Here is a 25,241-nt window from a genome sequence, read left to right on the forward strand (position 1 = left end):
TTAATAAAGTGTAAATCTAAAATAATATTAGTAATAAAAAAATTATCTGAGTAAATTTTTTATTTGTAAATTTGAAGCTAATTTTTAACACAACAATATTAATATCATGAAATTACGTTTATCTTTAATAGCAGTTTTCGTTATGTTTATAACATTGGTTTCTGCTCAAAATAAATTACCTAACGTATCATTAAAAGGAATAGATAACAAATCAGTTAACATTGCAGATTATAATAATTCTTCTAAACCAGTGATTATAAGCTTTTGGGCAACTTGGTGTGGTCCATGTATTAAAGAATTAGAAGCTGTTAAAACGAAATATGCAAAGTGGCAAAAGGATTATGGTGTGGAATTAGTTGCGATTTCAATAGATGATTCTAAAACCGTTAATCGCGTTAAACCGATGGTAACTTCTAAAGGGTGGAAGTATAAAGTGTTAATGGATACAAATCAAGATTTAAAAAGAGCGTTAAATGTTGTTAATGTGCCATATACAATGATTATTTATAAAGGAAAAGTAATGTTTACACATTCAAATTACACTCCAGGTATTGAAAATAAAATCGAACAAGAAATTGTTAAGATATTAAAAAAATAATTAATGAAAAAAGTATTATTAACGGCGGCGTTTTTAACGTCGTCTTTCTTTTATGCACAAGTACGTGTTGGAATCGAATCAAATAATCAATATTATTTAGACGACGATAAAATTAAAATTGATGAAAAGGAAGCTGAAGATAGATTTCGATCAAACACATATATTAAAGTAGACTATTTTAAAAATAATTGGGAATTTGGTACACAAATAGAGTCGTATTATCCAAAAGCGATTATTAATTACAGTCCCGATTTACAAGATGCTAATATTGGTACCATTTATGCGCGTTATAATAACATAGATAAAGGTTTAAATATCACTTTAGGACATTTTTATGAACAATTTGGAAGCGGATTAATTTTGCGCTCATGGGAAGATCGTGCATTAGGTGTTAATAACGCACTTTTTGGAATGAATGCTAAATTGCGTTTAACAAAAAACCTTGATGTTACTGCTTTAGGTGGAAAACAAAGAATAGGAATGGGATTTGATCTTTCTGAAAGTTATGTTTTAGGAACAAACGCTGAGTTTAATGCTGCCGATGCATTAAAATTAGAAAATACCGATTTAAGAATTGGTGCTAGTTATGTAGGGAGATTGGATGAGAAGAAAGAAATTGTATACAGTGGAGTAAACGATTTAATAAGCGCATATTCTGCACGATTGAATTTTGGTACAGGAGGTTTTAATTTTGGAACCGAATACGTTCATAAACAGAAGGATATTGTAGTAGAAAATGGCGATTACTTAGATGGTTTTTTTGCTGATGGAAATGCTTTTTTAGTTAATTTAGGCTATAACGAAGGGAATTTTGGCTCAAGTGTAAATCTTCGTAGAATGGAAAATATGTCTTTTTATTCAGAACGAGGTTTCACAGGAAATGTTTACAATAAAGGTATAATTAATTATGTACCTGCTTTAACAAAACAATACGATTTTTCGCTTCAAAACATATATGTATATCAAGCGCAACCGAATTTAGATTTCTTTCAAGCACAAAAAGCTGGTGAAATAGGTGGGCAATACGATTTGTATTATGATTTTGTAGAGGGTACAGCTTTAGGAGGTAAATACGGTACTCACTTAGCTGTAAATGGATCTTATTGGGCTGGGTTAAAATCAACTTATGATTTTAATAACTATACTGTAAAAAATGAATTTTTAGAATTCGGAAAAAAATATTATTCAGATATTGCTGTAGAAGTTCGAAAAAATTGGTCGCCAAAATTACAAACCATTACAATGTACATGAATCAATATTACAATGCACCTTTATTAGAGGGTAAGTTTGAAGATGTAAAAACTGACATTGTTAGTGTTGAAGGTTTGTATAATTTTTCCGAAACAACTTCTGTACGTTTACAATTGCAAAATATGTGGGCGTCAGCAGATAAAGGTAATTGGGGAGCGGCTTTGTTAGAATTTGTCCCGAATTCTATGTTTAGTATTTATGTAACCGATTTATACAATTACGGAAATTCGCATAAAGAAAGCCGCGTTCACTATTACAGTGTAGGTGGTAGTTTTTCAAAAGGGGCAACCCGCATAGCTTTAAATTACGGTCGTCAACGCGGTGGTTTAATGTGTGTTGGTGGTGTGTGTAGATATGTGCCAGAATCAAACGGATTAACACTTAACTTAACAACAAACTTCTAAAAATAATAAAAAAGTCTGAATTTTTAAATTCAGACTTTTTTATTTGATTATTAGGAAGATAAAAAAAAACAACGTAAATTTGCACCACTTTTTAGCCGAAGAAAGGATTGGGCTAAAAAAGTGCTAAAAAAATCAATAACAACTTCTGTTTTAAACTTCGTTACAATCCTTAACTAAACAGAATACAAATTTATTATCAGACATGTCTGAACAAACACAAAACGCAAAAGAATTCTTAGATACTTTCAACTGGGAAAGTTATGAAAACGGTATCGATGCAGTAGATGCTTCAAACCTTAAAGAATTCGAAGATTTAGTAGAAAAAACATTTATCTCAACAGGTGAAGAAGAAGTTGTTGAAGGTGTAGTAGTAAGAATCACAGACAGAGATGCAATTGTTGATATCAACGCTAAATCTGAAGGTGTTATTTCTTTAAACGAATTCCGCTACAACCCTAACTTAAAAGTTGGTGATAAAGTAGAAGTTTTAATCGACGTTCGCGAAGATAAAAACGGTCAATTAGTGTTATCTCACCGTAAAGCACGTACAATCAAAGCTTGGGATCGCGTGATCGCTGCTCATGATTCAGGTGAAATTGTAAACGGTTTTGTAAAATGCAGAACTAAAGGTGGTATGATCGTTGACGTATTCGGTATCGAAGCATTCTTACCAGGATCTCAAATCGATGTGAAACCAATCCGCGATTACGATCAATATGTAAACAAAACAATGGAATTTAAAGTTGTTAAAATCAACCACGAATTCAAAAACGTTGTAGTTTCTCACAAAGCATTAATCGAAGCTGATATCGAAGTTCAGAAAAAAGAAATCATCGGTCAGTTAGAAAAAGGTCAAGTATTAGAAGGTATCGTTAAAAACATTACTTCTTACGGTGTATTCATCGATTTAGGTGGTGTTGACGGTTTAATCCATATTACTGACTTATCTTGGTCTCGTATCAACCACCCATCTGAAGTGTTAGAATTAGATCAAAAATTAAACGTTGTAATCTTAGATTTCGATGATGAGAAAACACGTATCCAATTAGGTTTAAAACAATTAAACGCACACCCTTGGGATGCTTTAGATGCTAACTTAAACGTTGGTGATAAAGTTAAAGGTAAAGTAGTTGTTTTAGCTGATTACGGTGCTTTCATTGAAGTTGCAGAAGGTGTTGAAGGTTTAATTCACGTTTCTGAAATGTCTTGGTCTACACACTTACGTTCAGCGCAAGATTTCGTTAAAATTGGCGATGAAGTAGAAGCAGTTATCTTAACTTTAGACCGTGACGAGCGTAAAATGTCGTTAGGTATCAAACAATTAACAAACGATCCTTGGACAGATATTACAGCTAAATACCCAGTAGGTTCTAAACACACAGGTACAGTACGTAACTTTACTAACTTTGGTGTTTTTGTTGAATTAGAAGAAGGTATCGACGGTTTAGTTTACATTTCTGACTTATCTTGGACTAAAAAAGTAAAACACCCATCAGAATTTATTAACGTAGGTGATAAATTAGATGTTGTTGTTTTAGAATTAGATGTTGAGGGTCGTAAATTATCTTTAGGTCACAAACAAACTACCGATAATCCATGGGATGCTCACGAAGCAGCTTACGGTGTAGGTACAGTTCACAACGGAACAATTGCAGATTTAAACGATAAAGGTGCAACTATTAACTTTGAAGAAGATGTAGTAGCTTTCATTCCTACACGTCACTTAGAAAAAGAAGACGGTAAAAAATTGAAAAAAGGCGATACAGCTGATTTTAAAGTAATTGAATTCAACAAAGAATTCAAAAGAGTAGTAGCTTCTCACACAGCAACTTTCCGTGAGGAAGAAGAGAAAAACTTTAAAGCTGCTGAAGAAAAAACTGCTGCTAACAATGCTGCAAACGAAAAAACTACTTTAGGTGATATCGATGCTTTAGCTGAATTAAAAGCTAAAATGGAAGGTAAAAACTAATTGTTTTTTCTAACATAAATCTAAAATCCCGTCATTAATTTGGCGGGATTTTTCTTTTTGGGCGTTCCCCTTACAAACTACCTTAGCACTAAATGCAAGTAAAAACACCCAAACAGCACAACAAAACATAGCGGTAAATAGGCGGGTCGGGCTGTGTGCTCATAGCTTTTATCGGCGCTTCGAGTGCCTCAGCCGCCAATAAAAGGCTATCCGCTGCCATCCCTAACGCAGGCTTGCAGTTTTTAAAGTTGTTTAAGACTTAATATTCCTTGTTGTGAAAAAACACGCATTTCAATTTATTTACAAATTCAACGATTTCGAAGGAAAAAGTGGGCTGAGCTATAGACGTACGAACCGCGCATTACGCTGAGTTAGATGATGCTACCCAAATGTATTATTACGGCGCACGTTATGGAGTTTATGCTGAGCTCGACGAAGTAACCCAAGAATTAGTATATTTGTAAGTGTGGATCCACTGGCGGAACAGTTCCAAGGCTGGACACCATATCATTATGTACACCAAAACCCGATAAACCTAATTGACCCTACAGGAATGAGTGCTTATCCACCTGAAGAAGGTAATTTTACAAATGGTGATGTTCATACTGATAGTGATGGTTCTTGGACTTTTAAAGATGGAGGATGGTATGATAATTCATCTGGAGAGGACAATTTTTTACAAGCAGTAGTAATACCTTTTGGGCAAATTGGTTCAGACAATATGGGCGATGCGATTCCTTGTGTAGAATGTCATCATAAAACAACATTTGATAGTGGGACGAAAAATATACCTTATGGTGTAATGCTCTATGGAAATGAGAGTACAGGTTTTAAGGCTCCTTTAGGTTCAAAAACTATGGATGTAACAAATATCCAAGGCTTTTTAGATTTGTCAGATAAATTTTCTCCCGAAGTTTCAAAAAGGCTCGAGAATGCTAATGAATTGTTTAAGCATATAGATTTTTCTCAAAAATCAAAAAATAATGAAAATTCTAAAGTGATGTATCCTTTAGTAAAGTTTATTATAGCTAGTCCGTATTCAGATTATGTTAAAGCTTATCTATTTCATATAAAAGACACAGCAGTTTTTCAGAAAGATGTATCGACATTAAATATTCATAGACAAATGGATTCAATAAGAAAATTGCCTGCAGTGAAAAAATATAATGATAGTGTTGAATTAAGTATTAAAAATAGATTTAAAAAATGATGAAAATATTTTTTTTTTAGGTGTAGGAATACTTCTATTGAGTTGTAATTCAGAGCGATCTAGTCATTCAAATGAAATTGATTATAAAGAGAATAGTATTATTAATGCAAATTTTAAGTTTCCTGATACTGTTAAATTAGGAGAAAAGAATTTAGCAATTATAACATTTTCAAACCCAACTTTTGATACAATAGTTTTACCAACTAAGGGGGATACAAAAAAGTTTAGATATTTATTATTTTCTGAATTTGATAAAGTAAATATTTTTGATAATGAATATAATACAGGAAATAGAGTGTTTAAAGATTCAGTATTGCTGTATGATAGAGAAATATATATAGGATATGAGTTTGGTCAAATAGGAATATATGAAATAGGAGGGTTAGTTAAAGATTATTTAATTTATGATTATAGCTACATAAAACCTGATAGTATGCAGTTATATAAAGGGTATAGTTTGATAACAAAGACAGTTGTAGTTACTAATTAAGGTAGCAATGTATCAAAAATATTCCCCAAGCTGGCACCCGATGGCGCGGATTTTCCCACGCTACCGCACGAATCCTTTCGTGTGGTTGTAAGCAATAAAATTCACCCCGATGGCGCGGATTTGCAATCCGTGCCTTTAAAAACCAACAGCCTCTTACAAACGTAGGTAATGTATCAGAAGTGTTGATGAAAATTGAAACCCTTGTAAACCCCGCTGCGCAAAGTCTCCCGACTTTGAGCAACAATAAAAACAACCAACAGCCTCTATACACACGTATGAAGGCTGTTTTACTATAAAACACTTTACTGTAAATATAAAATCCGTGCCAATGAGTGTAAACTGTTGTAAAAAAATAAAAATTTTTAATACCAAAAGCCCCGAGCGAAGCGAACAGGCAAAGTAATATTACATATAGTAAGTATGTTTTATTTAGTAAAAACACCCCAACAACAATCGTAATTCAAAATTCATAATTCGTAAATTACTACAATTAAGTAGGTTATAAAAAAACTAAAAAAACATTTGCAAAAAGCTTGCAAAAGCCAAAAAAAGGGTGGTATATTTGCACCCGCTTAGCAGCACAGCAAGCAACACGTTCCTAGAAAAAAAAAGTAAAAAATAAATTTGGATGGTATTACAAAAGGTTGTTATCTTTGCAGTCCGTTCAAAAAAACAAAATAGGGGCGATTAGCTCAGCTGGTTCAGAGCACCTCGTTTACACCGAGGGGGTCAGGGGTTCGAATCCCTTATCGCCCACAAAAAAAACTTTTTCAAAAAAAACTAAAAAAAGTTTTGGTAGATTAGAAAAAGTTACTACTTTTGCAACCGCTTTAAGAAACAAAGCGACAGAAGAAGAGACAAGTTCATAGACATATTGGATTAACAGAAAAAAAAGAGTAAGAGCGTAAGAGATTACGTTTTTAAACGACACATCAAAAAATATAAAAAACATACGATGAAGAGTTTGATCCTGGCTCAGGATGAACGCTAGCGGCAGGCCTAACACATGCAAGTCGAGGGGTAGAGGAAGCTTGCTTCCTTGAGACCGGCGCACGGGTGCGTAACGCGTATGCAATCTACCTTATACTAAGGGATAGCCCAGAGAAATTTGGATTAATACCTTATAGGATATAGGAATGGCATCATTCAGATATTAAAGATTTATTGGTATAAGATGAGCATGCGTCCCATTAGTTAGTTGGTGTGGTAACGGCACACCAAGACGATGATGGGTAGGGGTCCTGAGAGGGAGATCCCCCACACTGGTACTGAGACACGGACCAGACTCCTACGGGAGGCAGCAGTGAGGAATATTGGTCAATGGACGCAAGTCTGAACCAGCCATGCCGCGTGCAGGAAGACGGTCCTATGGATTGTAAACTGCTTTTGTACAGGAAGAAACACTCCCTTGCGAGGGAACTTGACGGTACTGTAAGAATAAGGATCGGCTAACTCCGTGCCAGCAGCCGCGGTAATACGGAGGATCCAAGCGTTATCCGGAATCATTGGGTTTAAAGGGTCCGTAGGCGGCCTTATAAGTCAGCGGTGAAAGTTTTTGGCTTAACCAAAAAATTGCCATTGATACTGTAGGGCTTGAATTTTGGTGAAGTAACTAGAATATGTAGTGTAGCGGTGAAATGCTTAGATATTACATGGAATACCAATTGCGAAGGCAGGTTACTAACCAACGATTGACGCTGATGGACGAAAGCGTGGGTAGCGAACAGGATTAGATACCCTGGTAGTCCACGCCGTAAACGATGGATACTAGCTGTTTGGTTTTCGGACTGAGTGGCTAAGCGAAAGTGATAAGTATCCCACCTGGGGAGTACGGGCGCAAGCCTGAAACTCAAAGGAATTGACGGGGGCCCGCACAAGCGGTGGAGCATGTGGTTTAATTCGATGATACGCGAGGAACCTTACCAGGGCTTAAATGTAGATTGACGTATTTGGAAACAGATATTTCTTCGGACAATTTACAAGGTGCTGCATGGTTGTCGTCAGCTCGTGCCGTGAGGTGTCAGGTTAAGTCCTATAACGAGCGCAACCCCTGTTGTTAGTTGCCAGCGAGTAATGTCGGGAACTCTAGCAAGACTGCCAGTGTAAACTGTGAGGAAGGTGGGGATGACGTCAAATCATCACGGCCCTTACGTCCTGGGCCACACACGTGCTACAATGGCCGGTACAGAGAGCAGCCACCTAGCGATAGGGAGCGAATCTATAAAGCCGGTCACAGTTCGGATCGGAGTCTGCAACTCGACTCCGTGAAGCTGGAATCGCTAGTAATCGGATATCAGCCATGATCCGGTGAATACGTTCCCGGGCCTTGTACACACCGCCCGTCAAGCCATGGAAGCTGGGGGTACCTGAAGTCGGTGACCGCAAGGAGCTGCCTAGGGTAAAACTGGTAACTAGGGCTAAGTCGTAACAAGGTAGCCGTACCGGAAGGTGCGGCTGGAACACCTCCTTTCTAGAGATGGTTTAAAAATCTCTTACTCTTAACTGTTAGTTCAAAAAAAAGGTAAAAAATTACAGAGTCTCGTAGCTCAGCTGGTTAGAGTACTACACTGATAATGTAGGGGTCGGCAGTTCGAGTCTGCCCGGGACTACTTTTAATTACGAAATAGAAAATTACGAATTAAAAAGCTGTGAAAAATACCATAAAAGGAAATTTTAGAAGTTGAGTTATCAACAATCCGCTGAAAGCTAACGGCTGATAACTGAAAGCTAAAAGAATGGGGGATTAGCTCAGCTGGCTAGAGCGCCTGCCTTGCACGCAGGAGGTCATCGGTTCGACTCCGATATTCTCCACAATTCGCATCAAGCGAAAAAAGTTCATTGACATATTGAGATACATTTAAAAAGTAGAATAATATTAGAAATAATATAAAGCACATTTAATCTTTAGGGATTAAAGTAGAGCACAATAAGCAAAATAAGGGCGTATGGGGAATGCCTAGGCTCTCAGAGGCGACGAAGGACGTGATAAGCTGCGAAAAGCTGCGGGGATTGGCACATACGAATTGATCCGCAGATATCCGAATGGGGCAACCCACTATGTTGAAGACATAGTACACCGATAGGTGAGCAAACCCGCTGAACTGAAACATCTAAGTAGGCGGAGGAGAAGAAAACAAAAGTGATTGCGTAAGTAGTGGCGAGCGAACGCGCAGAAGCCCAAACCAAAGTTGTTACGGCAATTTTGGGGTTGTAGGACCACGACATTTTAAGCTAAGCGAATTAGAATCATCTGGAAAGATGAACCGTAGAGGGTGATAGTCCCGTATAGGTAAGTGAAGTATTAGATAGTGGTATCCTGAGTAGGTCGGGGCACGTGAAACCTTGATTGAAACCGGCGGGACCATCCGCCAAGGCTAAATACTCCTGAGAGACCGATAGTGAACCAGTACCGTGAGGGAAAGGTGAAAAGAACCGTGAATAACGGAGTGAAATAGAACCTGAAACCATACGCCTACAAGCGGTCGGAGCCCATTCGTTGGGTGACGGCGTGCCTTTTGCATAATGAGCCTACGAGTTACCGTTGCTGGCAAGGTTAAGTAATTAAGTTACGCAGCCGAAGCGAAAGCGAGTCTGAATAGGGCGCTATAGTCAGTAGTGGTAGACGCGAAACCGTGTGATCTACCCATGGGCAGGTTGAAGTTTGGGTAACACCAAATGGAGGACCGAACCGGTTGACGTTGAAAAGTCTTCGGATGACCTGTGGGTAGGGGTGAAAGGCCAATCAAACTCGGAAATAGCTCGTACTCCCCGAAATGCATTTAGGTGCAGCGCTGATATAGTTTATTAGAGGTAGAGCTACTGATTGGATGCGGGGGCTTCACCGCCTACCAATTCCTGACAAACTCCGAATGCTAATAAATGATTTACAGCAGTGAGGGCATGGGTGCTAAGGTCCATGTCCGAGAGGGAAAGAACCCAGACCATCAGCTAAGGTCCCCAAATGTATGCTAAGTTGAAAAAACGCGGTTTGATTGCCCCGACAGCTAGGATGTTGGCTTGGAAGCAGCCATTCATTTAAAGAGTGCGTAACAGCTCACTAGTCGAGCGATCGAGCATGGATAATAATCGGGCATAAGTATACTACCGAAGCTATGGATTTGTATGTAAATACAAGTGGTAGGGGAGCATTCTAAACTGGGTAGAAGGTGATTTGTGAGAATTGCTGGACTGTTTAGAAAAGAAAATGTAGGCATAAGTAACGATAATGCGGGCGAGAAACCCGCACACCGTAAGACCAAGGTTTCCACAGCTATGCTAATCAGCTGTGGGTTAGTCGGGACCTAAGGCACACCCGAAGGGGGACGTCGATGGCCAACGGGTTAATATTCCCGTACTTGTAATAGTTGTGATGGAGTGACGCAGTGGTGAAAGTACCGCGAACTGACGGAATAGTTCGTTAAAGCACGTACCTATAGGTTTGATAGTAAAATGCGTCGAACTTGGAGAAATGCGATAGTACACGGAGCCTTCGGGCAAAGTGATAGTGTACCTAAAGGCTGTCAAGAAAAGCTTCTAAACTTAGATTATTACAACCCGTACCGCAAACCGACACAGGTGGTCGAGGAGAGTATCCTCAGGTGCTCGAGAGATTCATGGCTAAGGAATTAGGCAAAATAGACCTGTAACTTCGGGAGAAAGGTCGCCAGCAGCAATGCTGGCCGCAGTGAAAAGGTCCAGGCGACTGTTTATCAAAAACACAGGGCTCTGCCAAATCGTAAGATGAAGTATAGGGCCTGACACCTGCCCGGTGCTGGAAGGTTAAGAGGAGATGTTATCTTCGGAGAAGCATTGAATTGAAGCCCCAGTAAACGGCGGCCGTAACTATAACGGTCCTAAGGTAGCGAAATTCCTTGTCGGGTAAGTTCCGACCTGCACGAATGGTGTAACGATCTGGACACTGTCTCAGCCATGAGCTCGGTGAAATTGTAGTATCGGTGAAGATGCCGATTACCCGCAGTGGGACGAAAAGACCCTGTGCACCTTTACTATAGCTTAGTATTGTTCTTGGATAAGTGATGTGTAGGATAGGTGGGAGACTATGAAATGGCGTCGCTAGGCGTTGTGGAGTCATTGTTGAAATACCACCCTTTGCTTATCTGAGATCTAACTCGATACATGTTGAGGACATTGCTTGGTGGGTAGTTTGACTGGGGTGGTCGCCTCCAAAAGAGTAACGGAGGCTTCTAAAGGTTCCCTCAGCACGCTTGGTAACCGTGCGTAGAGTGCAATGGCAAAAGGGAGCTTGACTGCGAGACTAACAAGTCGATCAGGTACGAAAGTAGAGCATAGTGATCCGGTGGTTCCGCATGGAAGGGCCATCGCTCAAAGGATAAAAGGTACGCCGGGGATAACAGGCTGATCTCCCCCAAGAGCTCATATCGACGGGGGGTTTGGCACCTCGATGTCGGCTCGTCACATCCTGGGGCTGGAGAAGGTCCCAAGGGTTGGGCTGTTCGCCCATTAAAGTGGCACGCGAGCTGGGTTCAGAACGTCGTGAGACAGTTCGGTCTCTATCTACTGTGGGCGCAAGAAATTTGAGTGGATCTGATTCTAGTACGAGAGGACCGAATTGGACTAACCTCTGGTGTATCAGTTGTGCCGCCAGGTGCATCGCTGAGTAGCTACGTTGGGAAGGGATAAGCGCTGAAAGCATATAAGCGCGAAACCCACCACAAGATGAGATTTCTTTAAAGGGTCGTTGAAGATGACAACGTTGATAGGCTACAGATGTAAAGGCAGTAATGTCATAGTCAAGTAGTACTAATAGCCCGTAAGCTTATGTGCTCTAGGAATTGCTTTATAAAAATAGTATTGAGAATTTAGTATTAAGACTAAACTTAAAATAATCTACAAAAAGTATCGAAAATATGTTAACAAAATAGTTTGTTACAAGTGTAATAAACCAAAAGCTTAAGGTGGTTATAGCATCGGGGCTCACCTCTTCCCATTCCGAACAGAGAAGTTAAGCCCGATAGCGCAGATGGTACTGCATTTTAATGTGGGAGAGTATGTCGCCGCCTTTTTTTAGTAAAACCCCAATCTGAAAAGATTGGGGTTTTCTTTTTTCATAGGTGCGGCGCAGTTCGGGCAAAGCCCTCGGGTCGCCGCCTTTTTTTAAATCCTCATCAGTAATGATGGGGATTTTTTGTTTTACCACAGATTCCAACAGATTTTTTTACAATCTGCTGCAATAGGTATGGAGCGTTTGTTGGAGCTATTTGTTTTTGTTAAAAAACAAAAGCGACTCGCGAGAGCCCGACCCGCAACGTAGTGGAGGGGATTGCCCAAATGAGAACGGTTCTATACATTGAGGTTTTAATGAACTTATTTTGATTTTTTTTTATTTATGACTATATTACTTAAAATTTAGTTGTTGTTTTATATGTACAAATGTTTTCTTTTATGCGTGTGTTTGCTTTATTCATGTGGGTTATTTGCTAATGATGGTGCTTATTTGATGAGCGGGAATCAGTTGATACCAATTAACGAAACCAGTATTGAAATTAAAAAGGAGATTCTGACTTTAAAAAAAGTAGGCGAGAATTTAGAGGTTACTGTTGATTATACTTTTTTCAATCCAGAACAGGTATCGAGAACCATTTTAGTTGGCTTTGAAGCATTTTCTCCACAAGGTGATGCGGATTTGTATCCAAAGAATGGACAACATCCGTATATGAAGAATTTTACTGTAAATATGAATCATAGAGTACTTCCTTATAACATATCGTATGTTTCTGTAGCGAATCACCAAAAGGAAATTTCATTGGATGAAATTGAAAATTTTGATTCCGAAAGTTTTTATTATGTGTATCATTTTGATGCTGTTTTTCAACCAGGCATCAATCATATAGTACATACATATACGTTTGAAATGTCTGGGTCGGTAGATTATATTTACAATTTTGAATATATTTTGACAGCAGCAAATAGGTGGGCTAACAATAAGATTGAAGATTTTACGCTAAATATAGATATGGGGTCTTTTGAAAGTTTTTGTATTAACGAAACTTTTTTTGATACGGTAAATGAATGGTCAATTATTGGTTTGGGGCATAAAGTAAATGATTTTATGAAAGAGTATCGTTTTTCTGAAAACAAATATGCTGCCGCTTTTTTTATACAAGACGGAATCATTCAATTTAAAAAGAAAGATTTTCACCCTAAAGGAGAACTGTTTTTATTTAAACAACGTTTTATGACGGAAGAAACTGTGTTTAATACGAATATTGAACTCCCTTTTTATATTGATTTACATGTTTTTTTTGATGAAATTGAGGATAAAATTGCTTTAAAAGTGTTGCAAAATTTGCCTTACGCCCGCAGAGGTTATATTTTTACCAATCAGGAGTTGAAAAAGTATTACGAAAAGCTACCTTGGTACGTGCCTAATGAAAACTATGTGCCAGAGCCAAAATTTTTAGAATTATCTGAAATTAATTGGCTTATAGCTTTAAAAAACATAAAAATTAAAAATATAAATTAGAATGACATTCACTAAATTATTGGGCTGTATAACGCTTTTGTTTTTTACAAACGTTTGTTTGGCACAAAATTCATACCATCAACAAAAAGAATACGGTTTTAATGGTAAAATTAAAAAAGTATCAACGTATATGGTGTACCCATCTAAATACCAAATACCCACAGATACGTTAGCATATTTTGCAAGAAATATAATGAAATTTTCTAGAAAAGGTGATTTAGTTTCACAAGAAAAAAGTTATGATTTGCCCAATTATCTGTTCTCTCAAAAAATGAAATTCAATGGAACTGGTAAAAATATTTCATACAATGAAGAAAGTACTTTAAATGATTTTCCTACTGAACATAAACAATATGTTTATAAATGGTTAAATACTTTAAGTTATGAAATAATGCCTACAAACTCGGAAGATACATCTAAAAGAATTGTTCATTTAAATAATGATTTTACGATAAAGCAAGTAATCTATAAAGCAGATAATTTACAAACAAAAGAAGATGTTACTTATTTTTATAACGATGAAGGCCAATTAAAGGAAGTGCATTATAGCATGAATGTAACCAAAGATAACGAAACTACATTTACAAAAGATGTGCAAAAAATACAAGCACTAGATGTTTACAACAACCCAACTGTAATTTATTATTTTGCAACCGAAGAAGGTAGGGTACCTAAAACAGTTATTTTTAAATATTATGAATATTATTAAAAACAAAAGCCTCAAAATATTTTTTTGAGGCTTTTGTTTACTTATTTAATGTGTTTTTTTACCCAACAATTTTTTAAAAGTGGTTACTAATACAACCACCATTAAACCTGCAACAATACCTAAAGTAAACTCTTTAAGCATTATTGGAATATTCGGTTTTAAATGATGCAATAAATCAATATTATGTTCAAAAATTCCACCCGAAACAAGCAATAAAGCAAGCGTGCCAACTACACCTAATGCTTTAATAACCCAAGGTAAGGCGTTTATTAATAAATTTCCTATTGATACTAAAACACCTTTTTCAGTTTTTGATTTTTTAATTAGTTTGTAGCCCGTATCATCCATACGAACAATTAATGCAACAATACCATAAACCCCAACTGTAGCAATAATAGATACAATTGAAACAGTAACAACTTCCACCAAAAAGGGGTTAAATTGCGATTTTAACGTTTCATAACCTGTTTTAGCGGCAGCAAGTGCAATAATTACAATTTCTAACGACAAAATAAAATCGGTAGTAATGGCCGATTTAACTTTGTTTTTTTCAGCATCTTCACCATTTTCTTCAATTTCATTTGCATCTTCAATTACTTCGGCGCCTTGTTTTTTTCTATGAAAAACAAATTCAATTATTTTTTCAACACCTTCGTAGGCCAAGTAAAATCCGCCTATAATTAATATAATTTTAATTGCTGGGGCATACAACCACTCTAGTAAAAAAACGGCAGGCACAATAATTAGTTTGTTAATAAATGAACCTTTCATAATTTTCATTAAAACCGGTATTTCTCTAGAAGATAAAAAACCTGTTGCTTTTTCAGCATTTACTGCCAAATCATCGCCCAATATACCTGCTGTTTTTTGGGTAGCAATTTTACTTGTAACCGCCACATCATCCATTAAAGCAGCGATGTCGTCTAAAATTGCAAAAAAACCTGATGCCATAAATTTTATTTTTTATGTAAAAATATAAATTTATCTTTAGTTTCCTAATTCAACAAAAGTAAAATCAATTTAAAAATGGCAATTCAACTTTCACAAGAACAAATTAATGATTTAATAAGTGTATTAAAAACAAGATTTGAAAAAAACATGCACAGACATATTCATTTAATTTGGAGCGATGTTAACGAAAAACTAATTAAAAATACCAAAAAATTAGCTGTTTTATGGCTGATGGAAGAAACGGGCGGTGAACCCGATGTTATAGATTTTGATACCGATTTAAATGAATTTGTTTTTTGTGATTGTGCTAAAGAAAGTCCAAAGGGGCGCAGAAGTTTTTGTTACGATTTAAAGGCTTTAAATGCCCGTAAAGAACATAAACCGGTTGATAGTGCTGTTGAAGCTGCAAAAAAAATGGGTGTTAAACTTTTGAATGAAGTTGAATACCGTGAATTGCAAGAATTAGAACCGTTTGATACCAAAACATCAAGTTGGATTGAAACACCTCAAAAAATACGCGATCTAGATGGGGCTTTGTTTGGTGATTTTAGATACAATACCGTTTTTATTTACCATAACGGAGCACAATCATATTACGCAGCACGCGGTTTTAGAGGGTTGTTACGTGTTTAAATGATTATACGCTTTACGCAGTAAAGCTACTGTTTCATTAATTTCGTTAATTGATAAATGCCCAAATCCTAACCTAATACCACACATGTTTTTTGTTTGATATAATAGATAATTAGGCAAAGTTACATTGTAGTTTTTTGCTTGTTTTGCAAAATTTGTAAGCGAAATGTTTTTATTAAATTGTATAAAAACAGCCAAACCGCCTTTTGGTTTTGTAAAAAATATTAAACTACCAAAATGTAATTGCAAAGCATGGCACATGGCATCGCATTTGGCTTTGTATAATAATACCTTTTTTTTGTGCTGACGGTTTATTTCGCCTTCGTGAATAATTTCGGCTAAAATTTGTTCTTTAATTAAATCACCTTGTGGATCCATCATTTTGTAATAATTTTTAGCTTCGGTAATTAAATTATCGGGTGCAACAATAAAAGCGGTTTCAAAAGCCGGAAACAACATTTGTCCTACTTTACCCAAGTAAATCACCATTCCGCTTTCATCGGCGCTTGCCAATGGTGGTAAGGCTGTTGTTTGGTACTGAAAATCGTAATCGTAATCATCTTCTATAATAGCAAAACCGTATTCGCGCGCCAAAGCAAGTAAATCTACACGACGCGCAGCGCTTAATGAAACCGTTGTAGGGTAATGCCTATGTGGTGTACAATACAAAAACTTTATGCTGTTTTTAGTAAAGTTTTTTCTAATATACGCAACATCTATTCCGTATTCGTCAACAGGAATTGTTTTAATAACAGCTTTTGCTTGACTAAAAATCATGTTTGCCGCAAAATTACTTAAGTTACCAACCAAAACCACATCATTTGGCTCGATTAATAGCTGAGAAATCAAATACAAACTCATTTCGGAATTTCGGGTTACTAAAACATTTTTAGAAGCAATTTGTAAATTTCGCGAAGTATTTAAATAGTTGCTTAGTTGTGTGTCTAAAAACGATGTTTTTTCAAACAAAAAACTATTCCATTTTTTTAATAAGGTCGATCGTTTTAAAATGGAATTATACCAGCGGTTGTATAAACTATCGGTGTGTAAACGTATATCGGTTTGCCCGTCGTTAAATGTATAGGTAGTAGTGGTTTTTTGATAGGGCGATATTAAATGGAAACTGGTTTTAATGGTAAATCCTGTTTTTAAAGGATATTTAGCTTGGTTTACCATTGCTTTTAATTGATTTGTTACCTGTTTAGTGTTTTCAATTAATACAAAAGTACCTTTATTTGCTTTAATTTCAACCCAACCTTGCGATGCCAATTCTTCATAAACGGCAACAGCCGTGTTTCGGTGTATTTTAAGCAAGGTACTTAATTGGCGTGTTCCTGGTAAATGACTACCTGCTGGTAAATTGCCATTTTGTATTGCTTGTATTAATTGTTGTGCAATTTGTAGATATACTGCAGTTGCACTTTCTCTATCGATTTGTATATTTGGGAAAAGCATTTATGTAACCGGACTATCTATAATGTTAAAAGCGGACTATTTTAGTCGTCCGGCAAGTTACGAATTTTGCATCACTTTTATTAAATCAATAAAAATGAAAAACAAATACTTAGTTTTAGCTGTAAGTGCAGTTTCTTTTGTAGGGAGTGCACAAGTTGCTAACGATTCAATTAACACACTTGATGAATTGATTATTACTGAAAATCGCATGCAAATTCCTTTTCAGCAATCAACTCGAAACATTCAAGTAATTACTAAAGAAGAAATTAAAAAGTTACCCGTATCATCGGTAAACGAAGTTTTAGCGTATGTTAGCGGAGTTGATCTACGTCAACGTGGGCCATTTGGTACCCAAGCAGATATTAGTATTGACGGTGGTTCGTACGAACAAACCATGATTTTATGGAACGGCGTTAAAATGGGCGATGCACAAACGGCACACCACTCTATGAATTTACCAATACCGTTAGATGCTATTGAACGTATTGAGGTTTTAAAAGGTCCTGCAGCGCGTATTTACGGTATTAATGCCTTAACGGGTGCTGTAAATATTGTTACCAAAACAAAAACCGACGAATTTTTACAAGTACATGCCTACGGTGGTTCATCTTTTAAAGAGAAAGAAATGGGCGATGGTACGGGCAATTATGCAGGCGGTGGTTTACAAGCAACTGCAAGTGTGCAAACGGGTAAAGTGCACCATTTATTAAGTATTGCTAAGGAAGAAACTAATGGACAGCGATACAATACTGCAGCTAAAAATTCTAAAACCATGTACCAAGGAAATGTTGCGTTAAACGATAATAACGCAGTTAATTGGTTGGGTGGATATATGGATAATGAATTTGGTGCGAATGGATATTATGCTGCACCGTATGATAAAGAATCGTATGAGTTGGTAAAAACATTGTTGTTAAGTGTTGGAACTAACCACCGTATTACCGATAATTTTACGCTAAAACCACGTATTAGCAATCGATACAATGAAGACGATTACCGTTTTTATCGAAACGATTTAAGCAAAGCACGTTCTTTGCATTATTCTAATGCTTTTATGTTTGAATTAAACGGAATCTATACAACTAATTTTGGTGATTTTGGTTTGGGATATGAAATGCGTTCCGAAGATATTAATAGTTCAAATTTAGGAAATCACGCAAGAAAAAACCACGGTTGGTTTGCCGAATATAAAAATACATTTGCAAACAAAATTTTGGTAAATGCAGGTGCGTATTGGAATTATAATACCGATTATGGCTTTCAATGGTATCCGGGTGCCGATGTAGCCTATTTGTTACCTAACGATTGGAAAGTACAAGCAAGCATAGGCAGTAGCCAGCGCATACCATCGTTTATTGATTTGTATGTAAATCAAAAACCAGGTAATATTGGAAACCCAGATTTAAAGCCCGAAGCTGCTTGGCAATATGAAGTAGGTGTGAATTACACAAAGCCAAACAAACGCTTTGTAGCAAGTGCTTTTGAACGCAATATTTCTGATTTTATTGATTGGACACGTATGACAACCGATGTGCCTTACCAACCACAAAATTTAGGAAATCAGTTAATTCGTGGTATAAATGTTCGTTTTCAGCACGATGTTGAACTTGCAAACAACCAAAAAATAGGTTATACGGTAAGTTATCAATTTTTAAGTCCTAAAAAGAACGATGTTGCATCAGCAGTAATTTCGAAATACATACTAACCAATTTAAAGCATCAAGCAATTTTAGGTGTAAATTATACATTGCATAATTTTAGTATGCAGTTACAAAATAGATATATAAAACGCGAATTAAATGATGGATATGTAGTTAGCGATTTACGTTTAAACTATAATTTATCTAAATTTCAGGTTTACGCCCAAGCTACTAATTTATTTAACAGTGTTTATAAAGAAGTTGCCGCCGTACCAATGCCAAGCCGTTGGGTACAGTTAGGGGTAAACTACCGCTTTAATTTAAATAAGGCTTCCGAATAGGAAGTCTTTTTTGTTAACTGATTATTCATGTTTTTTTACAGTGTTAGTGTTTGTTTTTTAAATAGTTATAACAAAAAAAAGAAAAAAACACAATTGTTTTGTTTTTATTAGTATATTTAAATTGCCTATCAAACCACTCCTTTATGAAAAAGTTATTTTTAATAGTAATTACACTTGTACCTTTTATAACAAAGGCGCAGGTTACTTTGATACCCGATACTACTTTTGAAAATTATTTAGTTTATTGGGGATACGATACAGACGGTTTAATTAATGGACAAATTTTAACAACTGATGCATTAAATGTTACAGAGTTGGATTTTATTAACAAAAGCCCAAATAATATTTCATATATTGATTTAACAGGCTTTAACAATTTTTTAAATTTAGAAACACTTAAGACTAGAAGCAATGGTACAACTATAAGTTTTGCAAACTTAACAAATCTAAGAAAAATATTTTTAGAGAATTACGATTTAATATCCTTTGATGCAACTCCTTTAAGCGATTTAGAGGAACTAGAACTAGAAAGCACAAGTTTAGATGTTCCTCCTAGAAAAATACGTGAATTAGATTTTAATAACAGTCCTAATTTCAAGTACCTATATGTTCGTGAATTAGCTTATTTAGAACGTATAAATTTACGTAATAATCAAGCAAATGCTGTTTCGATTATTTTATCTGGAGGTGCAGACCCAAATTTATGTATCGAGGTTGATAATTATATTGCTGCAACTAATGGATTACCACCATATAATAATTGGTCCATTACATGGGACGGTGTAAATAACTATACAAACTTCTATTTTAGCGATGTATGCGCATTAAGCATTGAAAAATTTGTAAACGAAAACTTTAAAATATACCCTAACCCAGCAACCCAATACGTAGTGCTTGAACAAAAAACAACCGAGGGGGTTAACCTGCAAGCGGTACAAATTTTAGATAGTTCGGGTAAATTAATACGTACCGTTAAAGAAAATTTTAATTATATTGATGTATCTACCCTAAGTAAAGGCATGTACTTATTTGTAATACAAACCGATAAAGGCAATAAAACAGAGAAAGTAATTATTGAATAATAAAAAGACTTCCAAATTCAGAAGTCTTTTAGTTTATAATTTATAAAGAAGTAATTTTCTTTAAATTTTCAATGGTAGCAATAGGGTCTTGTGCGTTAAAAACAAAACTACCAGCAACCAAAATATCTGCACCAGCTTTTACTAAATCAGCTGCGTTTTTATCGGTTACACCGCCATCAATTTCAATTAAGGTTGAAGCGTTGTTTTTTACAATCATTTCTTTAAGTTGTAATACTTTTTTATACGTGTTTTCAATGAATGATTGTCCGCCAAAACCAGGATTCACGCTCATAATACAAACCAAATCAATATCGTTAATAACATCTTCTAATAAAGCAACATTAGTATGTGGGTTAATAGCAACACCGGCTTTCATACCTGCAGCTTTAATGGCTTGTAACGAACGATGAAGGTGCGTACACGCTTCGTAATGAACCGTTAAAATATCGGCACCTAAATTTTTAAAAGTTTCAATGTAACGGTCTGGATCTACAATCATTAAATGTACATCGATTGTTTTTTTAGCATGTTTGTTAATAGCAGCTAAAACAGGCATTCCAAAAGAAATATTCGGAACAAAAACGCCGTCCATAATATCAATATGAAACCAATCGGCAGCGCTGTTGTTAATCATTTCAACATCGCGTTGTAAGTTTGCAAAATCGGCAGCTAATACCGATGGGGCAATTAGTGTATTTTTCATTGTTTTGTGTTGTTTGTGCAAAGATACAAAGTTATTTTTATTGATTTTTTGAATAAAAAAATCGCTTGAAAACTCAAACGATTCTTCGGGATTATTTCTTGTGTAATTCTAATTTTTCGGCAAAATAGGCGCAAAAATCGCGCATGGTATCGCTCATTTTTTTATCGTCGGTGGCACGTTCAAAAGTATCGGCCATAGCTACTAACGTTTGGTGAAAAAACACTTTCATTTCATCAACCGGCATTTCTTTGGTCCACAAATCAATACGTAGGGTTTCTTGTACTTTACTATCCCAAATAGATAAAAGCATAGCCTTAGCTTGTTCGTTGTTTATACCGCCGTCGGCAGCAGTCCAACGAATATCATCGGGAATTTTGTTTTCGTCAACAGTTACTTGTATTTTAATTTCTGATGTGTTGTTAGTCATCATTACTTTTTAGGTTTGTATTTAGATTCGTCGAAAATTGTTTTTGCATCTTTCAATGCTAATTCTTGCAAAGTTACATTATTATTTTTCATATAGGCACGAACAATTTGCCAACCAATGTAAACGCCAACACTTCCTGGCGATTCGCGATCTAATTCTAAATAAAACTTAGAAAAAGGTGCACGTTGAATAAAACGGGCGTTTAATTTAACATCATTATCATATAAATATTTACTTTCTACAAAAAACTTCCAAACTTGTGCTTCGTTGGCTTGCATCCATTGCAGTTGTTTCTCGGTGTAATTCATATTTAAGGCATCACTTGTTTCAGGTAAAAGCATTTCTTTTACATACATTATTTTGCCCCAATAAACCATTTGACTAATAAAAGTACGTTCTTGTGGTGGCGTTATTTTTTGTAAAGCAAAATTTTCGGCTAAATCAACAACAATGCGGTTAGGTTCAAAATCGCCTAAGGTGTACGTGTCAAAATCTACATAAAATTTATGGTTTTTACCCAAATAAGTATCTAATGATATAATTGAAAGCGAATCGGCATAAATAGCGCGATTCATAATATCAACCTCTGATAAAACGGTGATTACTTTACCAGGTTTTTCATTAGGGAAATAGTATTTAATATGCTTAAAAAGTAAGGTAAGTTCTTTTTGTAATGCAGAAACATCTTTAAATTTACTTTGTGTTTCTTTAAATAATTCGCCAAATAAAGAGTCGTTTTTCTTTTTTAACCAAACCGAATCTGCAACATTTGCGCTTAATAAATACGGGTATTTTTGTTTTAATAAGCCAAAATTTTGTGGGTTAGCCTGCATGAATTCTTGGTCAAATCGTATAATTTTAGCTTCAACAGGTATGTTTAAAACATCGTTTTTTACGTTGTTTTCTTTCTGACATGCCCCTAAAAACAGCAAACAAAATAGTAAATAAAATGAGTTTTTCATCGTAAAACGCATGAGTTTTTATAATTTTAAACCACAAATATAATTAAACGAAAATTGCAATGGAATATAAAAAAATAAATTCTGAAAAAATAGTGAATCACATAGTGCAATGGCTTGCAAATTATGCCCAAACAGCTAAAGTAAAAGGATTTGTGGTGGGTATTTCGGGCGGAATTGATTCGGCTTTAGTATCAACCTTATGTGCCAAAACAGGTTTGCCTACTTTGTGTGTAGAAATGCCCATTCATCAAGCGGCAAGCCAAGTTTCGCGCGGGCAAGAACACATTGCTTTTTTAAAGAATTTATACCCAAATGTAAATAATACTGTTGCCAATTTAACCCCAACTTTTGATTTAATGAGCAGTCAATTACCTACTATTGAAAACACTGCACTTTTAAATTTAACACTGGCTAATACACGTGCACGTTTGCGTATGACCACGTTGTATTATTTTGCTGGAATTAATGGCTTTTTAGTTGCTGGAACCGGTAATAAGGTGGAAGATTTTGGAGTTGGTTTTTTTACAAAATACGGTGATGGCGGTGTAGATATTAGTCCAATTGCAGATTTAATGAAGTCGGAAGTGCGTGCTTTAGCTACTTATTTAGGGATTACCCAGAATATTATTAATGCAAAGCCTACCGATGGTTTGTTTGGTGACGACAGAAGCGATGAAGACCAATTAGGTGCGAATTATGACGAGTTGGAAGCTGCTATGAACGCCGATGCAGAAGGTAAAACCGAAGCTGATTTTATTGGGCGTGAATTAGAAGTTTTTAAAATTTATAAACGCCTAAATACCATAAATCAACATAAAATGAACCCGATTCCGGTTTGTGAGATTATTGATGAAGTAAGGTTTTAAGTTAGTTACACACTTTGGCAAAGTGTGTAGCTAACTAAATCGAGACATAACCCTACCTAATTGCGAAGAAAACGTATGTTTAAGTACGTTGTAATCAACAATATCGGTTAATAAATCGCGGCTTTTTTCAGGGTTTTCGTGAATTTGTTTTTTTAAATCTTCAATAATTTCAAAAATAAGGTAAGCACGTAACGTAAGAATGGTTTCGTTAACATATTGTTGCACACCCAAATCTTTACCTTTAACAATAATGTTTTGTTTTTCCCAATTGTGTAGGTTATAGCGTTCCTCATCCATAATAATCGATGTAATTTCATCGGATAATTCCGGAGGAACTTGTGTTAAATAACGCTCTAAATTCCAACTTTCATTGGTATGATAAAATGTAAGTATGTTTTTAAAAATGGCTTTAAATTTTTCGTTACTCATTTCAACTTCATCTTCTTGTAAGCTTAAAAAAACTTTATCAAACACTTTGCGTTTCACTCGTTTTTTATCTGTAACCACTTTTTCGTCTTCTACTTTTAGTTCGAATTCATCAAAAAGTTCTTCATAATTACCGTAAATCAACAAAATTTCAATAATTTTTCGCTCTAAAAGATAAATAATGTTTACTTGTTCTTTCGGTTGATCTGCATCGGGGCGCACCACTTGCATTTTTTTCTCTTGAACAAATTTTTTATTTGCTTCTTGCAGTTCTTTTTTACCAATTTGCGCCAAAGTGCTAAACAAAACATCTTCAGAAATATCCATGATTGATGCACATTCTTGCACATAAACCTCGCGCTGTATATGATCGGGCACTTTTGAAATGGAAACCACAATATCGCGAATAACATCGGCTTTTTTAATAGGATCATTGCCGGCATCTTTCATTAAAAGGTTCGCTTTAAACCTGATAAAATCGGTAGCGTTGTCTTTTAAATAATGCTGCAATTCGTCAATTGGTGTTTTTCGGGCAAAACTATCGGGGTCATCGCCATCGGGAAACGTACAAACACGTACATTCATTCCGGCTTCTAAAATTAAATCAATACCACGTAATGATGCGCGCATTCCGGCAGCATCGCCATCAAACAAAACCGTAATGTTTTTGGTTAAACGGTTAATCAAGCGAATTTGATCGGGTGTTAAAGCCGTACCCGACGATGCCACCACGTTTTTAATACCAGCCTGATGCATTTGAATAACATCGGTGTAGCCTTCTACCAAATAACAATTGTCTTTTGCGGCTATTTCTTGTTTCGCATGAAAAATACCATACAAAACCTTGCTTTTGTGGTAAATATCGCTTTCGGGTGAATTTAAATATTTCGCAGCCTTTTTATCGTTGGTTAAAATACGACCACCAAAACCCAGCACACGCCCGCTCATACTTTGTATAGGAAACATCACTCGACCTTTAAATCGATCGAACGTTTTATCTTCTTTTACAATGGTTAATCCTGTTTTTTCAAGAAATTCTAACTGATACCCTTTTGCCAAAGCTTCTTTGGTAAATGCATCCCAAACATCGGGCGAATAACCTAGTTGAAACGTTTTAATGGTTTCTTCGGTAAAGCCACGTTCTTTAAAGTACGAATGACCAATTGCCAAGCCTTCATCAGTTTTTAGCAACACGTCGTGAAAGTATTTTTTCGCGAATTCTGAAACTACAAACAAACTTTCGCGTTCGTTTAAGGCTTGTTTTTCTAAATCGGTTTGTTCGGTTTCTTCAATTTCGATCTGATACTTATTGGCAAGGTAACGCAACGCTTCTGGATACGAAAAATGTTCGTGTTCCATAATAAAACTTAAAGCGTTACCGCCTTTACCCGAACTAAAATCTTTCCAGATTTGCTTGGCAGGCGAAACCATAAACGAAGGTGTTTTTTCGTTTACAAACGGACTTAAACCTTTGTAATTGCTACCCGATTTTTTAAGCTGTACAAAGTCGCCAATGACTTCTTCCACACGGGCAGCCTCGAAAATTGCATCTATGGTTTCTTTTTTAATCATACTGCAAATATAAAGATTTGAGTAAAGATGAACGCGAAAAGAATAAA

General features: G+C 35.9%; 17 protein-coding genes, 3 tRNA genes and 3 rRNA genes. 17 read left to right on the plus strand and 6 right to left on the minus strand.

Features of this window, described 5'->3' with window-relative positions; genetic code table 11:
• Positions 1-106: 106 nt before the first annotated feature.
• The 13 genes from P3875_RS10520 to P3875_RS10580 all read left to right on the plus strand — a co-directional run bounded on the left by P3875_RS10520 (position 107) and on the right by P3875_RS10580 (position 14,136).
• Entirely contained in the window at positions 107-598 is a 492-nt protein-coding gene (locus P3875_RS10520; RefSeq protein WP_303443925.1) for a TlpA family protein disulfide reductase, read from the plus strand.
• Between the two features lie 3 nt (positions 599-601).
• On the plus strand, positions 602-2,254 hold the full coding sequence (locus P3875_RS10525; RefSeq protein ID WP_303443926.1) for a DUF6029 family protein: 1,653 nt from the start codon (positions 602-604) through the stop codon (positions 2,252-2,254).
• Positions 2,255-2,456: 202 nt separating this feature from the next.
• Complete coding sequence (rpsA, locus tag P3875_RS10530; protein WP_303443927.1) at positions 2,457-4,223, plus strand: 30S ribosomal protein S1; 1,767 nt, start codon at positions 2,457-2,459, stop codon at positions 4,221-4,223.
• Between the two features lie 466 nt (positions 4,224-4,689).
• Positions 4,690-5,433 (plus strand): hypothetical protein, encoded by a 744-nt coding sequence (locus P3875_RS10535; protein ID WP_303443928.1) that lies wholly within the window; start codon positions 4,690-4,692, stop codon positions 5,431-5,433.
• 37 nt (positions 5,434-5,470) lie between these two features.
• Positions 5,471-5,923 carry a hypothetical protein gene (locus P3875_RS10540; RefSeq protein WP_303443930.1) on the plus strand — a complete coding sequence of 151 codons (453 nt, stop codon included), beginning with the start codon at positions 5,471-5,473 and terminating at the stop codon, positions 5,921-5,923.
• A 681-nt stretch (positions 5,924-6,604) separates the two neighbouring features.
• Positions 6,605-6,679: transfer RNA gene (locus tag P3875_RS10545), tRNA-Val, on the plus strand.
• 196 nt (positions 6,680-6,875) lie between these two features.
• Positions 6,876-8,393, plus strand: a 16S ribosomal RNA gene (locus P3875_RS10550).
• A gap of 65 nt (positions 8,394-8,458) precedes the next feature.
• A tRNA-Ile gene (locus P3875_RS10555) sits at positions 8,459-8,532 on the plus strand.
• A 128-nt stretch (positions 8,533-8,660) separates the two neighbouring features.
• Positions 8,661-8,734, plus strand: a tRNA-Ala gene (locus P3875_RS10560).
• Between the two features lie 113 nt (positions 8,735-8,847).
• Positions 8,848-11,729 (plus strand): 23S ribosomal RNA (locus tag P3875_RS10565).
• A 126-nt stretch (positions 11,730-11,855) separates the two neighbouring features.
• Positions 11,856-11,967 (plus strand): 5S ribosomal RNA (gene rrf / locus P3875_RS10570).
• The 16S, 23S and 5S rRNA genes sit together here with 3 tRNA genes alongside, the layout of an rRNA operon.
• A 434-nt stretch (positions 11,968-12,401) precedes the next feature.
• A complete protein-coding gene (locus P3875_RS10575; protein ID WP_303443931.1) occupies positions 12,402-13,427 on the plus strand; it encodes a YARHG domain-containing protein in 1,026 nt (341 codons plus the stop codon).
• Between the two features lies 1 nt (position 13,428).
• Positions 13,429-14,136, plus strand: coding sequence for a hypothetical protein (locus P3875_RS10580; protein ID WP_303443932.1), 708 nt, complete (start codon positions 13,429-13,431; stop codon positions 14,134-14,136).
• A 45-nt stretch (positions 14,137-14,181) separates the two neighbouring features.
• Here P3875_RS10580 and P3875_RS10585 read toward each other — a convergent pair whose 3' ends face one another.
• On the minus strand, positions 14,182-15,087 hold the full coding sequence (locus P3875_RS10585; protein ID WP_303443933.1) for a DUF808 family protein: 906 nt from the start codon (positions 15,085-15,087) through the stop codon (positions 14,182-14,184).
• Between the two features lie 75 nt (positions 15,088-15,162).
• On the opposite strand from P3875_RS10585, the gene P3875_RS10590 reads away from it, so the two are divergent.
• Positions 15,163-15,720, plus strand: coding sequence for a DUF4256 domain-containing protein (locus tag P3875_RS10590; protein WP_303443934.1), 558 nt, complete (start codon positions 15,163-15,165; stop codon positions 15,718-15,720).
• Here P3875_RS10590 and P3875_RS10595 read toward each other — a convergent pair.
• Entirely contained in the window at positions 15,709-17,175 is a 1,467-nt protein-coding gene (locus tag P3875_RS10595; RefSeq protein ID WP_303443935.1) for an aminotransferase-like domain-containing protein, read from the minus strand. The genes P3875_RS10590 and P3875_RS10595 overlap by 12 nt on opposite strands.
• Before the next feature lie 94 nt (positions 17,176-17,269).
• On the opposite strand from P3875_RS10595, the gene P3875_RS10600 reads away from it, so the two are divergent.
• Together P3875_RS10600 and P3875_RS10605 are read left to right on the plus strand one after the other, a co-directional pair.
• Entirely contained in the window at positions 17,270-19,156 is a 1,887-nt protein-coding gene (locus P3875_RS10600; protein ID WP_303443936.1) for a TonB-dependent receptor plug domain-containing protein, read from the plus strand.
• A gap of 143 nt (positions 19,157-19,299) precedes the next feature.
• Positions 19,300-20,238, plus strand: a complete 939-nt coding sequence (locus P3875_RS10605) for a T9SS type A sorting domain-containing protein (RefSeq protein ID WP_303443937.1) — start codon at positions 19,300-19,302, stop codon at positions 20,236-20,238.
• 40 nt (positions 20,239-20,278) lie between these two features.
• Here P3875_RS10605 and rpe read toward each other — a convergent pair whose 3' ends face one another.
• The 3 genes from rpe to gldB all read right to left on the minus strand — a co-directional run bounded on the left by rpe (position 20,279) and on the right by gldB (position 22,330).
• The gene (gene rpe, locus P3875_RS10610) at positions 20,279-20,941 is read right to left on the minus strand and encodes a ribulose-phosphate 3-epimerase (protein WP_303443938.1); all 663 of its coding nucleotides are present in this window, start codon (positions 20,939-20,941) and stop codon (positions 20,279-20,281) included.
• Between the two features lie 91 nt (positions 20,942-21,032).
• On the minus strand, positions 21,033-21,371 hold the full coding sequence (gene gldC / locus P3875_RS10615) for a gliding motility protein GldC (protein ID WP_442930318.1): 339 nt from the start codon (positions 21,369-21,371) through the stop codon (positions 21,033-21,035).
• A complete protein-coding gene (gene gldB, locus P3875_RS10620; RefSeq protein WP_303443939.1) occupies positions 21,371-22,330 on the minus strand; it encodes a gliding motility lipoprotein GldB in 960 nt (319 codons plus the stop codon). The genes gldC and gldB overlap by 1 nt, the downstream gene beginning before the upstream one ends.
• 59 nt (positions 22,331-22,389) lie before the next feature.
• Here gldB and nadE point away from each other — a divergent pair, with 59 nt between their 5' ends.
• Positions 22,390-23,196 (plus strand): NAD(+) synthase, encoded by an 807-nt coding sequence (gene nadE, locus P3875_RS10625; protein WP_303443940.1) that lies wholly within the window; start codon positions 22,390-22,392, stop codon positions 23,194-23,196.
• Between the two features lie 30 nt (positions 23,197-23,226).
• On the opposite strand, the gene dnaG is transcribed toward nadE, so the two are convergent.
• The gene (dnaG, locus tag P3875_RS10630; protein WP_303443942.1) at positions 23,227-25,194 is read right to left on the minus strand and encodes a DNA primase; all 1,968 of its coding nucleotides are present in this window, start codon (positions 25,192-25,194) and stop codon (positions 23,227-23,229) included.
• Between the last annotated feature and the right edge of the window lie 47 nt (positions 25,195-25,241).

It is taken from the genome of Myroides sp. JBRI-B21084, assembly GCF_030545015.1.
Lineage (GTDB): Bacteria > Bacteroidota > Bacteroidia > Flavobacteriales > Flavobacteriaceae > Flavobacterium.

Bases quoted from the DNA above. Each gene is read 5' to 3' on its own strand.
- P3875_RS10520 (WP_303443925.1), top strand. From the start codon at position 107: ATGAAATTACGTTTATCTTTAATAGCAGTTTTCGTTATGTTTATAACA.
- P3875_RS10525 (WP_303443926.1), top strand. From the start codon at position 602: ATGAAAAAAGTATTATTAACGGCGGCGTTTTTAACGTCGTCTTTCTTT.
- rpsA (WP_303443927.1), top strand. From the start codon at position 2,457: ATGTCTGAACAAACACAAAACGCAAAAGAATTCTTAGATACTTTCAAC.
- P3875_RS10575 (WP_303443931.1), top strand. From the start codon at position 12,402: ATGAGCGGGAATCAGTTGATACCAATTAACGAAACCAGTATTGAAATT.
- P3875_RS10580 (WP_303443932.1), top strand. From the start codon at position 13,429: ATGACATTCACTAAATTATTGGGCTGTATAACGCTTTTGTTTTTTACA.
- P3875_RS10585 (WP_303443933.1), bottom strand. From the start codon at position 15,087: ATGGCATCAGGTTTTTTTGCAATTTTAGACGACATCGCTGCTTTAATG.
- P3875_RS10590 (WP_303443934.1), top strand. From the start codon at position 15,163: ATGGCAATTCAACTTTCACAAGAACAAATTAATGATTTAATAAGTGTA.
- P3875_RS10595 (WP_303443935.1), bottom strand. From the start codon at position 17,175: ATGCTTTTCCCAAATATACAAATCGATAGAGAAAGTGCAACTGCAGTA.
- P3875_RS10600 (WP_303443936.1), top strand. From the start codon at position 17,270: ATGAAAAACAAATACTTAGTTTTAGCTGTAAGTGCAGTTTCTTTTGTA.
- P3875_RS10605 (WP_303443937.1), top strand. From the start codon at position 19,300: ATGAAAAAGTTATTTTTAATAGTAATTACACTTGTACCTTTTATAACA.
- rpe (WP_303443938.1), bottom strand. From the start codon at position 20,941: ATGAAAAATACACTAATTGCCCCATCGGTATTAGCTGCCGATTTTGCA.
- gldC (WP_442930318.1), bottom strand. From the start codon at position 21,371: ATGATGACTAACAACACATCAGAAATTAAAATACAAGTAACTGTTGAC.
- gldB (WP_303443939.1), bottom strand. From the start codon at position 22,330: ATGAAAAACTCATTTTATTTACTATTTTGTTTGCTGTTTTTAGGGGCA.
- nadE (WP_303443940.1), top strand. From the start codon at position 22,390: ATGGAATATAAAAAAATAAATTCTGAAAAAATAGTGAATCACATAGTG.
- dnaG (WP_303443942.1), bottom strand. From the start codon at position 25,194: ATGATTAAAAAAGAAACCATAGATGCAATTTTCGAGGCTGCCCGTGTG.